The sequence below is a fragment of the Streptomyces sp. NPDC027962 genome, assembly GCF_055566095.1.
The window spans coordinates 1-15,188 of the sequence record NZ_JBVHTA010000022.1 but is presented as its reverse complement, the minus strand read 5'-3'; the positions used below and the strand labels follow the sequence as shown (position 1 = coordinate 15,188).

General features: G+C 69.9%; 12 protein-coding genes and 2 pseudogenes. 10 read left to right on the top strand and 4 right to left on the bottom strand.

What is annotated here, in order from left to right; genetic code table 11:
* The first annotated feature begins 2 nt into the window (after positions 1–2).
* Entirely contained in the window at positions 3–2,039 is a 2,037-nt protein-coding gene (locus tag ACZ4SA_RS21025) for a M36 family metallopeptidase (RefSeq protein ID WP_468276641.1), read from the top strand.
* 33 nt (positions 2,040–2,072) lie between these two features.
* On the top strand, positions 2,073–4,313 hold the full coding sequence (locus tag ACZ4SA_RS21020; protein ID WP_468276639.1) for an endonuclease: 2,241 nt from the start codon (positions 2,073–2,075) through the stop codon (positions 4,311–4,313).
* A gap of 368 nt (positions 4,314–4,681) precedes the next feature.
* On the opposite strand, the gene pfkB is transcribed toward ACZ4SA_RS21020, so the two are convergent.
* Positions 4,682–5,629 carry a 1-phosphofructokinase gene (gene pfkB / locus ACZ4SA_RS21015; protein ID WP_468276638.1) on the bottom strand — a complete coding sequence of 316 codons (948 nt, stop codon included), beginning with the start codon at positions 5,627–5,629 and terminating at the stop codon, positions 4,682–4,684.
* Positions 5,626–6,102: pseudogene (locus tag ACZ4SA_RS21010) on the bottom strand (DeoR/GlpR family DNA-binding transcription regulator); the annotation flags it as partial. The gene pfkB and the pseudogene ACZ4SA_RS21010, both read right to left, overlap by 4 nt.
* 16 nt (positions 6,103–6,118) lie before the next feature.
* Here ACZ4SA_RS21010 and ACZ4SA_RS21005 point away from each other — a divergent pair.
* The 4 genes from ACZ4SA_RS21005 to ACZ4SA_RS20990 all read left to right on the top strand — a co-directional run bounded on the left by ACZ4SA_RS21005 (position 6,119) and on the right by ACZ4SA_RS20990 (position 9,888).
* A complete protein-coding gene (locus ACZ4SA_RS21005) occupies positions 6,119–6,325 on the top strand; it encodes a DUF1737 domain-containing protein (RefSeq protein ID WP_468276636.1) in 207 nt (68 codons plus the stop codon).
* 503 nt (positions 6,326–6,828) lie between these two features.
* Positions 6,829–8,559, top strand: coding sequence for an aa3-type cytochrome oxidase subunit I (gene ctaD / locus ACZ4SA_RS21000; protein ID WP_468276874.1), 1,731 nt, complete (start codon positions 6,829–6,831; stop codon positions 8,557–8,559).
* Between the two features lie 8 nt (positions 8,560–8,567).
* A complete protein-coding gene (locus ACZ4SA_RS20995) occupies positions 8,568–8,924 on the top strand; it encodes a hypothetical protein (RefSeq protein WP_468276634.1) in 357 nt (118 codons plus the stop codon).
* Between the two features lie 79 nt (positions 8,925–9,003).
* Positions 9,004–9,888: an oxygenase MpaB family protein gene (locus ACZ4SA_RS20990; RefSeq protein ID WP_468276632.1), complete on the top strand. Its 885-nt coding sequence runs from the start codon at positions 9,004–9,006 to the stop codon at positions 9,886–9,888.
* A 157-nt stretch (positions 9,889–10,045) separates the two neighbouring features.
* Here the strand turns inward: ACZ4SA_RS20990 and ACZ4SA_RS20985 are convergent, their stop codons facing one another.
* On the bottom strand, positions 10,046–10,618 hold the full coding sequence (locus ACZ4SA_RS20985; protein WP_468276631.1) for a DM13 domain-containing protein: 573 nt from the start codon (positions 10,616–10,618) through the stop codon (positions 10,046–10,048).
* A gap of 245 nt (positions 10,619–10,863) precedes the next feature.
* Here ACZ4SA_RS20985 and ACZ4SA_RS20980 point away from each other — a divergent pair, with 245 nt between their 5' ends.
* The 3 genes from ACZ4SA_RS20980 (at position 10,864) to ACZ4SA_RS20970 (ending at position 13,569) form a co-directional block, all read left to right on the top strand.
* A complete protein-coding gene (locus ACZ4SA_RS20980; RefSeq protein ID WP_468276628.1) occupies positions 10,864–11,736 on the top strand; it encodes a PP2C family protein-serine/threonine phosphatase in 873 nt (290 codons plus the stop codon).
* Positions 11,737–11,800: 64 nt separating this feature from the next.
* A complete protein-coding gene (locus ACZ4SA_RS20975) occupies positions 11,801–12,799 on the top strand; it encodes an MASE1 domain-containing protein (RefSeq protein ID WP_468276625.1) in 999 nt (332 codons plus the stop codon).
* A gap of 197 nt (positions 12,800–12,996) precedes the next feature.
* On the top strand, positions 12,997–13,569 hold the full coding sequence (locus ACZ4SA_RS20970) for a YdeI/OmpD-associated family protein (protein WP_468276622.1): 573 nt from the start codon (positions 12,997–12,999) through the stop codon (positions 13,567–13,569).
* A gap of 34 nt (positions 13,570–13,603) precedes the next feature.
* On the opposite strand, the gene ACZ4SA_RS20965 is transcribed toward ACZ4SA_RS20970, so the two are convergent.
* Complete coding sequence (locus ACZ4SA_RS20965; RefSeq protein WP_468276620.1) at positions 13,604–14,440, bottom strand: alpha/beta fold hydrolase; 837 nt, start codon at positions 14,438–14,440, stop codon at positions 13,604–13,606.
* A gap of 216 nt (positions 14,441–14,656) precedes the next feature.
* Here ACZ4SA_RS20965 and ACZ4SA_RS20960 point away from each other — a divergent pair.
* A pseudogene (locus ACZ4SA_RS20960) lies at positions 14,657–15,188 on the top strand (IS5 family transposase); the annotation flags it as partial.

Genomic DNA, 15,188 nt, shown 5'->3' with positions numbered 1-15,188 from the left:
CCATGAGCGCACTCATCGACAAGCGAGACATGACCTACGACCGCCTGGGCGAGGTGGGGGGAGCCGACGCCTTCCTGGAGTCGACCGGCCCGGACGACGACACCCGCACAGCCCAGCACGGCAAGCTGAACCGCTTCACCGGGCACCTGGGCGAGCTGCGAACGGCCGACGTTCCCGGATTCGCCGCAGAGGACGCGACCGGCGCGGTCTCGGACGCCGACTACATCGCCCGTGCCAAGGCCTACATCACCTCGGTGTCGGAGGCGATCGGATTCGCACCCGAGGACGCGGTGGAATTCGAGGCCGATCCGGCGGTGACGACCACGAGCGAGGGCATGCGGGTGGTGAGCCTGCGGCAGACGCTCAACGGCATCGAGGTGTGGGCGATGTCGCCGAAGGTGTGGCTTGACGAGGGTGGCCGCGTCGACCGGATCGTCGGGCAGACGGCGAGCGTGCCGGCCACTCTCCCGGCGAAGCCGGCAGTTGGGGCCGAAGTGGCTCTGCTAGTCGCGGCCGCGAAGGCCGCCGAGCCGCGCACGCTCGAGAGCCCCTTCGGCACGGACGAACTCCCCCGTCTGGACCTCTCGGAGGGCTTCGAGCGCCTGTCGCACCAGCCGCGCAACGACCAGCCCATGACGTTCAGCAAGGGACCGTTCGAGGAGCCCGTCCCGGCCCGGCTGGTGTACCTCAACATGGGCGATCACGTCCGGCTGACGTGGCTGTTCGTCTTCTCCAGGGAGAACCTGGCCGCCCAGTACCAGGCACTCGTCGAGGCCGACGACCGGACCACGGACATCAACGCGCCCGAGATCCTCTACTTCCACGACACCACCAACCACGCGGTCGCCGGACACGTCTTCAGGCAGAACCCGGGCGAGAGCACCTTCGACGAGGTGCCCTTCCCGCTGCCCGCGAGCGACTATCCCACCCTCCTGCCGACGGGCTTCCCTCCCGAGTTCACGGCCTGGAACCAGCCGCAGAACGGGAGCCTCACGACCGAGGGCAACAATGTGCGCGCCCTCAACGGGACGAGCCGGCAACCCGTGCGGATCGCACTCGACGGCGCCGGCAACGGCGTGTTCAAGGCCCGGGAGGACACGCCCGAGCAGTTCGTCACCAACATCTTCTACTTCTGCAACTACATGCACGACTTCTTCATGACGCTCGGCTTCACGGAGGAGCACGGCAACTTCCAGACCACGAACCCGACCGGGCTGGGGAAGGGCGCCGATCCCGTCCTCGCCTTCGCGCACCCGGGGCCGGTGTTCGGGACGGCCAACATGTCGACACGGGCGGACGGGCTGGCCGCGGTGATGAACATGGGCCTGGTCAGGCGCGGCGGCAGCGAACGCCACACGGCCGACGATGCGGACGTCGTGTTCCACGAGTTCGTCCACGGCGTGACGAACCGCCTCGTGGGCGGCTTGTTCGATGCGAACGGACTGGAGGAGGAGCAGTCGGAGGCGATGGGCGAGGGCTGGGGAGACTATTTCGCGCTCACCATCCGGAACTTCTCCCGTTCCGACGAGCGGGTGGTCACCGGCAGTTGGGTGGTCGGGCGGCCGGAAGGCATCCGGCAGCGGCCGTACGACTCGCGGTACCCCGGCGGTTTCGGCGACATCAGCAAGGGCCCGGGAGAGATCTCCGGCGTCGGCAACGAAAACCTGACGTACCAGGAAGTCCACGATGTCGGCGAGATCTGGTGCGCGGCGCTCATGGAAGTGACCCGCAAGGTCTCCGCCGCGCTCGGTGACAAGAACCGGGGCTACCGCGTGACCTGGCAGGCCGTCGTCGACGGTCTCAAGCTCACACCGAAGGACCCGTCGTTCCTCATGGCCCGCGACGCCGTTCTGAGCGCCTTCAAGGCGATGAAGAACGAGGGCGGCCCGCTGACCGCGGAGGAGTACGAGCAGGTCCGCAGCGCGGCCTGGAGCGCCTTCGCACGGTTCGGGATGGGCTTCGACGCCTTCTGCCCGAACGCCTCCTTCTTCGGCTGCCGGGGCGGCACGCAGATGCCGCCGCCCGGGCGGGACGACTGAGGCATCACGGGGAGCGGGCGAGGAGGCTGAGCCATGACGACATCGGAACGCGTATCCGAGGCGGAAGCGGACTACGTGTCACAACTCGAGGCGGCAGCGCGGCGCTATGCGGACCGTACCGCGGAACGCGAGCGCACACGGTCCGTGCTCGACGATCGCGGCGTCCTGTACGCCGACGAGCCGGAACGGGTCGGCAAACGGCTTGCCCGGCTGGGTGCCGACTGGTCCCTGGCCCGGGCGATCGAGAAGTCCCCCACTGAACCGGCCACCGCTGCGGGCAGCACCCTGTCCCTGCCCCCGGACAGCTTCAGCGCCGATGTCCTGGGGCTGGAACGGCTCATCGGGCGCAACAACCTCACTCCGGTCGCGTTCCTGGAGGACGGCACACGGGCCGCCCGCCCGGTGGGACGTATCACCACCGCCGGACCGGGGGGCGGCCACGGCACGGGATTCATGGTGTCCCCGTCCCTGCTGCTCACCAACAACCATGTGCTGCGCAGCAGGGAGACGGCGGGCAGAAGCGTCGTCGCGTTCAACTTCCAGGCGGGGCCCGACGGCGAAGCACTCACACCGGTCGTGTTCCCGCTGGAGCCTCAGCGGTTCTTCGTGACCGAGCGGGCCCTGGACTTCAGCCTTGTCGCGGTGGCACAACGCAACGCACGGGGCGATCCGCTCTCGGGGTTCGGATGGCTGCCCCTCAGCGGAGTACAGGGAAAGGTCATTCTCGGCGAGTTCGTCAACGTCATCCAGCACCCCCGGGGTGAGCCGAAACAGCTCGCGCTCCGCGAGAACCAGGTCGTCGACCTGCTGGACCGGTTCCTGCACTACGCGTCCGACACCGATCAGGGGTCGTCGGGCTCTCCCGTGTTCAACGACCAGTGGGAGGTCGTCGCGCTGCACCACTCGGCAGTCCCCGTGACGGACGCGGCGAACCGGCCCCTGAGCGTCGACGGAAACGCATGGACACCGGCTACGGGCGAGCATCGAATCGCCTGGAAGGCCAATGAGGGCGTGCGGATCAGCCGCGTACTGCAGGCGCTGCGCGAGATCACACTGACCGGAGTGGAAGCACAGTTGCGGGACGAGGTGTTCACCGCCCCGGCCGCACCGCCGCCGATGGCTGCCTCGCGCCGTTCGGCGGCCCCGTCCTCGCTCGACGGCGCCGCGGCGGGCGAGTCCGTCGCGGCCGCCGGCGACGGGGTGGCCGTGTCCGGCGGAGGCGTCGCCGGGGACGGAACGTTCGTCTTCGAGGACGCCGTTCGTTTCACGATGCCCTTGCGGTTCAGGGTCTCCGTGGGCCCGGCGGACGGCGCGGGACGGGGGCGTGAGCCGGCCCCCCGGGCCGCCGTGGCGCCCGCCGGCGCCCCGCCCGTGACAGGCACGGACGGACATTCGGGTGCCGGCCTGGCGGTCGAGAGGGACGTGGACGCGGCCCTGGTCAACTTCCGGCTCGGACAGGAGCGTGTGTACTTCGACCGTGCCGCCGACAAGGCCGCACGCGACGCCTATTACGCGGGGGTCATCCGGACCGGTGACGGCACGGCGCTGCGCACGGCGCTGACCCGGCTGCTGGAGGACACGCACGCGCCGAGGCCGAAATACAAGCCGATCCGTCTCGTGTACCCGTGGGTCGACCTCCACAAGGACGGCCGGCTGCGCAGCATCTACTCCGGCAGGACATTCACGGCCGAAGAGTTCATCCGCGCCGATGCCGCCGTCGAGATCGCCCGCATCGCACGTCTGGAGGAACTCCTGCTGCGTGAGAGCACCGCGGGGCCGGCCGAACTGGCGGCGGAGTTCGACGCGCTGGAGGCGTCGATGCCCTTCAACTGCGAGCACGTCGTCCCGCAGTCGTGGTTCACCAAGGAGGAACCCATGCGGGGAGACCTCCACCACCTCTTCGCCTGTGAGGTGGGATGCAACAGCTTCCGCGGCAACTTCCCCTATGTCGACTTCCCGGGCTTCGAGGAGGCGGTCCGGCACGAGTGCGGAATGCGCGAGGCGGTGGGATTCGAGCCCGAGGAAGGCAAGGGCGCCGTCGCGAGGGCCACCCTGTACTTCCTGCTGCGGTACCCCGGGCTCATCGGTGATGCCACGCGGGAGTTCCCCGAGGAGCGGCTGCCGCTGCTGCTCTCCTGGCACGACAACGAGCCCGTGAGCGAGTACGAGTTGCATCGCAATGCCGCGATCGCCGACATCCAGGGCAATCGCAACCCGCTGATAGACCACCCGGAGTGGGCCCACGAGCTCGACTTCTCCGGCGTGTGGCCCTGAACACCCCTGAACGCCGAGCCGTCGGAGGGTGAGGTGCCGGCATGCCAGACGTCGTCGAGCGGGCCGCACTTCTGGCGTACCCGATGACGGGTCCGGCCGGCCGGAACGCCACGCCGGGCCGGAACGGACGATGGCTTGGCCGAGCGTGCCCGTCTTTGCACGAGTGCGTTGCGGCTGTTGCCGTTGTTCTTCCCGGCCGCCCAACGGGCGGTGGTGGGACGAGATGTGCACCGCCGGTCCGGGGCGGCTGCAGTCCGAGCGAACGGACGAACGGACGGACGGGTGGACCGGGCAGGCGCCGCGGACGGCTGCGGCCGGCGGCTCCGGCGGGCGGGTGCCGCGGACGGCTCCGGTGCGGACGTGGACGGTCATGGCACCGGCTCCCCGAGGACACGGTCCAGGGGCACGGAGGCCGTCGTCGTGACCGCCGCCAGGTCCAGGTCGGCCGGTGACGGCATGACGCTGCCCGGCAGCTGAACGGCCGCGGTGCCGTGGGCGACGGCGGCCGCCAGTGCGGTGGGGCCGCTGCCGCCGGCAGCGAGGAAGCCCGCGAGGGAGGCGTCCCCCGCGCCGACGTTGCTGCGGACGACGGCGGCGGGCGCATGCCCGAACCAGGTGCCGGTGGTGTCGACCAGCAACTGGCCGTCCGCCCCCAGGCTGGCCAGGACCGCCCGGGCGCCCCGGTCGCGGAGCTCCTCTGCCGCCTTGGCGGCGTCGCCGACGGTGGCGAGCGGGCGGCCGACTGCTTCCGCGAGCTCCTCGGCATTGGGCTTGACCACATCGGGCTGCTCCGCAAGCGCGGCGGTCAGGGCCGCCCCCGAGGTGTCGAGGGCGACGCGGGCGCCGACTGTGTGGATACGGGCCACGAGCTCGGCGTACCACTCGGGGCGCAGACCCCCCGGCAGGCTGCCGCAGCAGGCGATCCAGTCGATCTCGGCCGACCGCGTCCGTACGGTCTCCAGCAGGGCCTCGGCCTCCGCGGGGGCGATGTCGGGTCCTGCCGCGTTCACCTTGGTCAGGGTGCCGTCGGGCTCGACGAGCGTGATGTTGACGCGGGTGGAGCCGGCGATGGGGACTCCGGCCGCCTCAATGCCGTGGTCGCCGAGCAGCCTGGCGAGCAGCGCGCCTTCGGGACCGCCGAGTGGCACGACGGCGACGGTGTGGTGGCCGGCGGCGGCGACCGCACGTGAGACGTTGACGCCCTTGCCGCCGGGGTCGACCCGGTCAGCGGTGGCGCGCAGCACGGCTCCACGGTGCAGGGACGGCAGTTCGTAGGTGCGGTCCAGGCTCGGGTTCGGGGTGATGGTGAGGATCATGCGCGCACGACCTCCGTTCCCTGCCGCTCGATCGTGCGGGCGTCCTCCGGGCTGAGCCCGGTGTCGGTGATCAGCAGGTCCACGTCCGCGAGATCGCCGAAGCGGGCGAAGTGCTGCTGTCCGAACTTGGCGGAGTCGGCCAGCAGAACGACCCTGCGGGCGGCCTGCATGGCGGCCCGCTTGACCGCGGCCTCGGCCAGATCGGGGGTGGTCAGGCCGCCCTCGACATCGAACCCGTTGGTGGCGAGGAAGATCACGTCGGCCTTGATCTCGCTGTACGCGCGCAGCGCCCAGGCGTCGACGGCGGCGCGGGTGCGGTGCCGCACCCGGCCGCCGACCAGATGGAGGGCGATGCCCGGGTGGTCCGCGAGCCGGGCCGCGACGGGCAGGGCGTGAGTGATGACCGTGAGCGGCGATTCCACCGGAAGGCCGGCGGCGAGCCTCGCCGAGGTCGTGCCGGCGTCCAGGGTCACGCTGCCTCCGGACGGCATGCCCGCCTACCGAGTCCTGACCGGCCCCGACGACGCGGCGTTCTGCCGACGAGTGAGCGACGTACTCGCTCTCGGATATCAACTGCACGGCGGGCCGGCTGTCACGTTCAACGGGGAGCGCGTCATCGTCGCGCAGGCCGTGCTGTGGCCACTGCGCCAGGCCGGAGACCCGGAGGCCCCCGCCGCCGGGGGCGGCGCGGGCTGAGCCCGTCAGGGCCCCGAACCCGCGGAGTTCACCGCAGCGGCACGCCGTGCTCGTCGAGCCGGCCGACCTGCCGGACCGCCCTGCAGCACGGTGGACAGCAACCGGTCGGCGCTGCCGAGGGCTTCCGCCGCCTCGACGATCAGCCGCGCCGGTATGTCGCAGATGGCGGCCGCCCACTCGGGGCCGCGCGATCCGGTCCACCGCGGCGCCCATGTCCGCCTCTCGTGTCATGCGGCCGGCACTGGGCGTACCGACCGCTCAGAAGTGTCCGCCGTCCGGGACTCGTCACGTGCGCGAGGTGCGCCGGTTGCCCCTCGTAGGTGCGGTCCGTCACTGAAATGGCGGATGTCGGGAACAGCCCCACACATCACCTACCTATAGATTGCTCCGGTATATGTCCTTGGGAGCGTCTTTCTGCCGGTGCGACCGTGCCGTGAACAGAGCAGAAGGCACCCGAACGTACGGGAGTTCGTGTGACATCTGAGCCAGGTCCTCGCCTCGATGTGCAGCCTGAGGACGCATACGAGGACGAGCTGCCCGTACATCGGAGGCAGCCCGGCAATGTGGTGATCAAGTGGCTGACGACCACCGACCACAAGACGATCGGCACGCTGTACATGTCGACGGCCTTCGGCTTCTTCCTCATCGGCGGCCTGATGGCATTGGTGATGCGCGCCGAACTGGCGCGGCCCGGGCTGCAGATCGTGTCGAGCGAGCAGTTCAACCAGGCGTTCACGATGCACGGCACGGTCATGCTGCTGATGTTCGCGACGCCGCTGTTCGCCGGCTTCGCGAACTGGATCATGCCGCTGCAGATCGGCGCGCCGGACGTGGCCTTCCCGCGTCTGAACATGTTCGCGTACTGGCTGTACCTCTTCGGCTCGCTGATCGCGGTGGCCGGCTTCCTCACCCCGCAGGGTGCGGCCGACTTCGGCTGGTTCGCCTACTCCCCCCTGACGGACGCCGTCCGCTCGCCGGGTATCGGCGGAGACATGTGGATCATGGGTCTGGCCTTCTCCGGCTTCGGCACGATCCTCGGCTCGGTCAACTTCATCACCACGATCATCTGCATGCGCGCTCCCGGCATGACGATGTTCCGGATGCCGATGTTCACCTGGACCGTGCTGCTGACCGGTGTGCTGGTCCTGCTCGCCTTCCCGGTCCTGGCGGCCGCGCTGTTCGCCCTGGAGGCGGACCGAAAGTTCGGGGCGCACGTCTTCGACGCGTCCAACGGCGGCGCGCTGCTGTGGCAGCACCTCTTCTGGTTCTTCGGCCATCCAGAGGTGTACATCATCGCCCTGCCGTTCTTCGGCATCGTCTCGGAGATCATTCCGGTCTTCTCCCGCAAGCCGCTGTTCGGATACATCGGCCTGATCGGTGCGACGATCGCGATCGCCGGTCTGTCCGTGACGGTCTGGGCGCACCACATGTACGTCACAGGCGGTGTGCTGCTGCCGTTCTTCTCCTTCATGACGTTCCTGATCGCCGTGCCGACGGGCGTGAAGTTCTTCAACTGGATCGGAACGATGTGGAAGGGCTCGTTGTCCTTCGAGACACCGATGCTCTGGACGGTGGGCTTCCTGGTGACGTTCCTGTTCGGTGGCCTGACGGGCGTCATCCTGGCCTCGCCGCCGCTGGACTTCCACGTCTCGGACTCGTACTTCGTCGTCGCGCACTTCCACTACGTCGTCTTCGGCACCGTGGTGTTCGCGATGTTCGCCGGATTCCACTTCTGGTGGCCGAAGTTCACGGGCAGGATGCTGGACGAGCGGCTCGGCAAGATCACCTTCTGGACGCTGTTCATCGGCTTCCACGGCACGTTCCTGGTGCAGCACTGGCTGGGCGCAGAGGGCATGCCGCGTCGTTACTCGGACTACCTCGCGGCCGACGGCTTCACCGCGCTGAACACCATCTCGACGATCGCCTCGTTCCTGCTCGGTGCGTCGATGCTGCCGTTCATGTACAACGTCTGGAAGACGGCGAGATACGGGAAGATGGTCGGGGTCGACGACCCCTGGGGCTACGGCCGTTCGCTCGAGTGGGCCACGTCCTGCCCGCCGCCGCGGCACAACTTCACCACCCTGCCCCGCATCCGCTCCGAGTCGCCCGCCTTCGACCTCCACCATCCGGGCATCGCGACGCTCGACCACGTGACCGACGCGGGCCGACGCGATGTCTACGAGCCGGGGCAGGGAGTCGCCCCGCCGCTCGGCGACGGCAAGAACGAGAGGTGAGCGGTCCGGTGCGGCAGCCGGAGACCGAGTCCGAGATCGCTGCGGGGATCGCGAGGATCGAGGGCTATCTGCTCGCCCGGAGCCATGTGCAGGAGGCCGAACGGGATGCGGAGGCGTTCGCCGACCGGATGCCCTGGCTGACCACCGGGCAGCGCGAGGAGGTCGTCCGCGTCTACACAGGGGACCGCATCGCCGTGTCACGGCGCGTCCTCGAGGCGCTGGTGGCACGGTCCCAGGAGCTGCGCGCGGAGTACACGGCCCGCTACGAGGAGCTCAGGCGCCGCCTGCTGTGCGCGGGCGTCGCGGCGCTGCTCGGTTCTGCGGTCCTGTGTGTGCTCGCGGGATTCCTGGCCACCTACCGCTAGGGGCCGGGCCCGTGATGCCGTGAGCCGGGGGTGTGCCGCCGGCTCACGGCACGGCTTTTCGCCGGGCGATACTGGTGGGATGAGCATGTCTGCGCTCAGAGCACCCGGCCTGCGGCAACGCCTCGGCAGCAGCCTCTCCGCACGCGTCGCGGGGCCGGACGGCCCCGCGACGCGTGCCCGGATCCACGACACTCCGGGGCCCCGGTGGTTCGGCCCCGACCGGCCCATCCGTACCGTCCACGGCGACGCCTCGATGTTCATCGGCGGCCTCAGCGCCCTGTTGCTGCAGACCATGCACCCGCTGGCCATGGCGGCCGTGGCGGCCCACTCCGGCTATCGGGGGGACCCGTGGGGACGGCTCCAGCGGACCAGCACCTTTCTGGCCGTGACAACGTACGGAACGGCCGACGACGCGCGGCACGCGGTGGACACCGTCCGGGCGGTCCACGAAAGGGTGACCGGCACGACGGAGGCCGGTGAGGCCTACCGTGCCTCCGACCCGAGTCTTCTGGCATGGGTGCATGTCGCGGAGGTCGACAGCTTTCTGCGCGCCCACCAGCGCTACGGCGCCCACCCGCTGGACGCCGCCGGCTGCGACGGCTACATCGCCGACACGGCACGGGTGGCAACCGCGCTGGGAGTTGTCGACCCCCCGCACGACCGCCGGGAGCTGGCCGAACGGCTGACCGCGTACCGCACCGAGCTCCGGCCCACCGAGGAAGCCCGGGAGGCGGCCCGCTTCATCCTCCTCCATCCGCCGCTGCCGTGGGCAGCCCGTGCCCCGTACGCGCTCCTGGCCGCGAACGCGGTCTCCATGCTGCCGCCGTGGGCACGCAAGCCGCTCGGCCTGCCCTACCTGCCGGCCGTCGAGGGGTCCTGTGTGCGGATCGGCGGGATCGCGCTGACCCGGACGATTCGGTGGGCCATGGCGCCGACGGCCCGAACCGGCGGCACGAGCCGCTAGGTGTACTCGGCCATGAGATTGGTTGCTCGCATCGGTAGTTGACCAAGAAGACCCTGGCGGGCGCGGGGAGACCCCATGCACCAGAACCTCTCCCCACGCCCTGCGGTCGTAGGGCCCCCGCTCACCGATCCGGCCTGGTCCGGACGAAAGACCCTGGCTAGGCGGGGGCGAGTTCGGCTGCTCCGAAGGAGACGTCGAACCGGTCGCACCAAATGCTCACGCTGGTGTACTCGTCGAGATCGACGCCGGCGGGCAGGACGTAGTTCTGGTCCCCCTTGTTGCCCTTCAACTTGCCCAGGCTCAGGTACTTCCCGTCGTCGAACACGCCCCAGCCGGCCTTGCCCTCCTTCACCGGGGCGTCGGTGATCCAGACGCGCAGATCGGGGCCGTTGCTCGTGTCGAGACCCTCCAGGCGCAGGGTGCGGGAGCCGTCCGGCAACCGGAGGATCTTCACCGTTCCGGTGGTCCGGTGCTCGTGGGTGATGAACTCACCGCTGACCAGCGTCCTGGGCACCGACGCCGTCGGATCCGGGTCCGCCGAGGGGCTTGACGAGGCCTCGGCGGGTTCCGTCGGCGCCGCGACCGCCGTCGGGAGCTCCTCCCGTACGGTTTCGTTCTGCCAGAGCTTCCAAGGCTGGAACCAGTAGAGTCCGGCCCCTGCCGTGAGCACGGCCGCCACCACCGCCCCTGTGATCATCTGCTTCTTTCGCGAGCGTCGTGCGCGTTCCATGCCTGGCCTTCCGGAGTTGCCGTGTGTGTGCCGTCATTCAACGGCATCTGCGGCGGTCTCGCCCCCGACCGACTGATGACGGATTCCTTACGCCTGCCCGGCCGGGCCCGCCTCGCGCGGACCGCGCACCGTCCGCCCGGCGCAAATACAATGAACGCGGGCTCCACGCCCAGCCGATCCGGGTCCACCGTGCGCCGCGCGAGTGTCCGGGCCGGTCGACCTTCGGACGCAGCTCGGAGAGGTCCATGACCCGGCGCCGTCCCCTGCGATCGGCGACCGCCGACGAGATGCTGGCCACCCTTGGACGGCTCACGGATCGTGTGCGTCAAGGCGCGGAGCGGCAGAAGGCCCGGGTCGAACTGGCCGAGGCACTGCAGCGCTGGATGCTGCACGCCGACCTGCCGGCCGTTCCGGGGCTGCGGGTCGCGGCCGCGTACGCTCCGGCGCGCAACGGCCTGGACATCGGCGGTGACTGGTACGACGGTTTCGTGCTGCCCGACGGCTCCCTCGGCTTCTCCATCGGCGACGTGCAGGGCCACGACGTGGAGGCCGCCGCCTTCATGGGCCAGGTACGCATCGGGCTGCGCGCCGTGGCCACCGCCACCCCCGCCACGCCCGACCCGGGCGAAGTGCTTCGCCGGGCCAACGAGCTGCTGGTGTCCGTGGACCACGGGCTGTTCGCGACGTGCAGCTTTCTCCGCTACCACCCGGCCACCGGCGAGCTGGAGACCGCCCGTGCGGGGCATGTGCCCGCCGTATGGGCGACGTCCGGCGGGTACGGCGGGATCGTCGAGGACGAGGCGGGTGTGCCGCTCGGCATCCTGCCGGGCGAGCTGTACCCGGTCCAGCGGCGCCGGCTGTCCGGCGGCGGCGCGTTCGTCCTGCTGACGGACGGTGTCGTGGAAGGGCCCTCGTACCCCATCGAGGCGGGGCTGGAGGCGGTCACCCGGCTGGTCCATTCCGCGGTGCAGCAGGGCGTGGGTGCGGGGGAACTGGCCGCACAGGTGATGGACGCGGCGGCGCTCACCGAGCACACGGACGACGCAGCGGTCCTGGTTCTGCTCCACGACCCGTTGGAGGCCGCCGCGACAGCGCGGTACGCGCCGGACACCGGATAGATCCGGGACGCCTGCCGCGCGTGTCACGCGGACTCGGCGGCACGAACGCTGTGTGATGAAGGGCGTGGTCCGCAGCGAGCAAGTCCGACGTACGGCCGCAGCGCTGCTGCGGATCCTCGCCGTTGCCGCCGCCTACTGGATCGGCGGGCAGATCGGCCTGCTCCAGCAGGTGGTCGTGGAGGGGGCTGTGGTCACCCCCCTGTGGCCCCCCACGGGCATCGCCCTGACCTGCCTGCTGTGGCTGGGGGCAGGGGTGTGGCCCGGGATCGTTCTCGGCACGGTGATCACCATCGCCACCATCGGCTCCATGGACGTGGGCTCCATCGGCATCCTGGCCGGCAACACGATCGCGCCTGTGGCCGCGTATCTCATGCTCCGGCGGATCGGCTTCCGGACGGAGCTCGACCGGCTGCGCGACGGGCTGGCGCTCATCTTCCTCGGCGCACTGGGCGGCATGCTCATCAGCGCGACGCTCGGCGCGGGAAGCCTGGTGGCGAACGGGTCCCTGTCGCTCGGCGAGTTCTGGGTGGTGTGGTCGGCATGGTGGGCAGGGGACGCGATGGGGGTTCTCGTGATCACGCCGGTTCTGCTCGTCCTGCGCCGGGCCCGGATTCCCCGCATGACCCGGCCCTACTGGTGGACGGAGGCCATGGCCCTCGCCGTGGCGTCGCTGGCCGTCACGGTGGTCGCGACACGGGTCCAGCTGTCGCTGCTGTTCCTGGTGTTCCCGCTGCTGATCTGGGCCGCTCTGCGATTTCAGCTGCCCGGCTCCGCGCCGTGCGCGCTGATGATATCGGTGCTGGCGATCACGGCGGCCACGGACGGCGTCGGCCCGTTCGCCGACCGCTCCATTCCGGAGGTCATGGTCGTTCTCCAGGCTCTCAACGGGTGCGCGGCGCTGACCGGGCTGCTGCTGGCGGCGATCGTCACCGAGCAGATCGGCATCCGCCGCAAGATCGAAGAAGCCTGTGCGACGCTGGCCGAGGTCGTCGACCAGATCGCGCCGGGCGAGACGGCACACCTGTGGCCGCCCCCCGAGCGCTGCCCGCGCCCTGAGGATTAGGACGCCTGAGGGTCTCCGGCCCGGCGCGTCAGCCCGCGAACGCGGGGCAGGGCAAGACCTGCGCGGGCCGTCGTGATGTACCGGGAGCCCGGTGACTGGGGCCCGGTCACGATTCGATCGAAGGCGCACACATCGCCTTTCCTGCCACGGCCGGCGTGCTCCGTCCAGCCACGATGGTTGCCACTAATCTGAGCCGTATGGATGAGATCGGCGGAGTGGAGATCATTGCCTTCCCGGACGCCGAGGCGTTCGAGGACTGGCTGGCCGGGCACCACACACGCCATGAGGGGGTGTGGATCAAGGTGGCCAAGAAGAAGTCCGGCATCCCCACGGTCTCCTCCGACGAGATGGTCGACGTCGGGCTCTGCTACGGCTGGATCTCCGGGCAACGGCGGTCCTTCGACGAGCAGTACTACCTGCAGAAGTACGTGCCGCGCCGCCCCAAGAGCCTGTGGTCGCAGGTGAACGTGGACAAGGTGGCCGTGCTGACGGCCGAGGGGCGGATGCGCGAGCCGGGGCTGGCCGAGGTGCGCAGGGCCCAGGAGGACGGGCGGTGGGCGGCGGCGTACAAGTCGCAGAAGACGGCGACGGTACCCCCCGACCTCGAGGCGGCGCTCGACGCCGACCCCGAGGCCAGGAAGGCGTTCGAGGCGCTCGACAGGACCGGGCGCTATCTGACCGTCCTGCCACTGCTTCAGGCCCTCACACCGGAGCAGCGGCGAACTCGACTGGACAGGGCCCTGCAGACGCTGGTGGCGGGCGGCGGATGAGGGGCCTGCCCCCGCGCCCGCGACCCCTTTCGGTTCAGCGGGCGAGGAATTCGAGCAGTGCCTCGTTGAACTGCTCGGCATGCGTGAGGTTCAGCCCGTGGGGGGCGCCCTCGATCAGCGTGAGTGTGCTGCCGGGGATGTCCTTGTGGGATCGCTTGCCGCTGACCTCGAAGGGCACGATGCGGTCGCTGTCGCCGTGGATGATCAGCGTGGGCACGTCGACGGCCGCCAGATCGGCACGGAAGTCGGTGCGCGCGAAGGCTCTGATGCAGTCGAGGGTCCCTTTGGGCGACGCCATGGTGGCCAGGCCCACGTTGTAGGCGTGCTGCGCGGGGCTGACCAGGTCGGTGCGGTCACCGGCCTGGAAGAAGCCGGTGACGAAGCCGTCCAGGAAGGCCGGGCGGTCCTGGACGACGCCGTCCTCGAACTGGGCGATGGTGGCGTCGTCGAGGCCGCCGCCCGGGTTGTCGTCCGACTTGTAGAGGTAGGGCGGCACGGCTCCTGCCAGGACGGCCTGCTTGACGCGGCCGGTGCCGTAGATGCTGATGTAGCGCACCACTTCGCCCCCGCCCATCGAGAAGCCGACCAGGGTGGCGTGGTTGAGGTCGAGGTGGACCAGCAGGGCGCCGAGATCGTCGGCGAGGGTGTCGTAGTCGTATCCGTCCCACGGCTGGGACGACTGGCCGAATCCCCGCCGGTCGTACGTGATGACGCGGTAACCGGCTTCCACCAGCGGCCCGATCTGCTTCTCCCAGGACCGGCCGCTCAGCGGCCAGCCGTGGATCAGCACGACCGGCCTGCCCTGGCCGAAGTCCTCGTAGTGAAGCTCGACCGTGGCGTCCTGCGCCGTGCTCAGTTCGACTCTCGGCATGGATTCCGCTTCCTTTCCTCGCGATCAGAGGCGTATTCGCCCACATTGCCACAGGCGGGCGGCTTGAATAGTGCATGACCGCACCGACCGGCATTCCAGACGCTGCGCCCGAATGGGTGGATTCCCTCGCTGCCGGCGTGTTCGCCTGGGCCTTGCTCTAGGCGCTGTTTCTCGGATCTCCTGACGTGGGTGGGTTCTTGGGGTCAGGCTGGCTCTATGGGACGTGGGGATCTGACGAATGCGGAGTGGGATCGGCTGGAGTCGTTCTTACCTCGTGGTGGTACGCGTGGGGGTCGGTGGAGTGATCACCGGCGGGTGATCAACGGGGTGTTGTACCGGGTGCGGACGGGTGTGCAGTGGCGGGACCTGCCGGAACGGTTCGGGCCCTGGGAGACGGTCTACAAACGGCATCGTCGCTGGTCAGCCGATGGAACGTGGAAGATGCTGCTGACTCGGATCCAGGCCGCCGAGGACGCTGCGGGCGGGATCGACTGGGACGTGTCGGTGGACTCGACCGCGGTACGGGCCCACCAGCACGCCGCCGGCGCGAGGAAAGCACCGCCCGCCGCGGTTGCTCAAAGGGGGGTCGGGCGGGGGACGAATCAGGTCGATCCGGTGCTGCGGAAACTGGCGGCCCGGCTGGAGGAGGTGGTCAGATCGGCGAATGTCTGGGACGTTCCCGCGGAGGATTCACCACCAAGATCCACCTCGTTGCCGAGGGACGATGCCGGCCCCTCGCCCTCGTCCT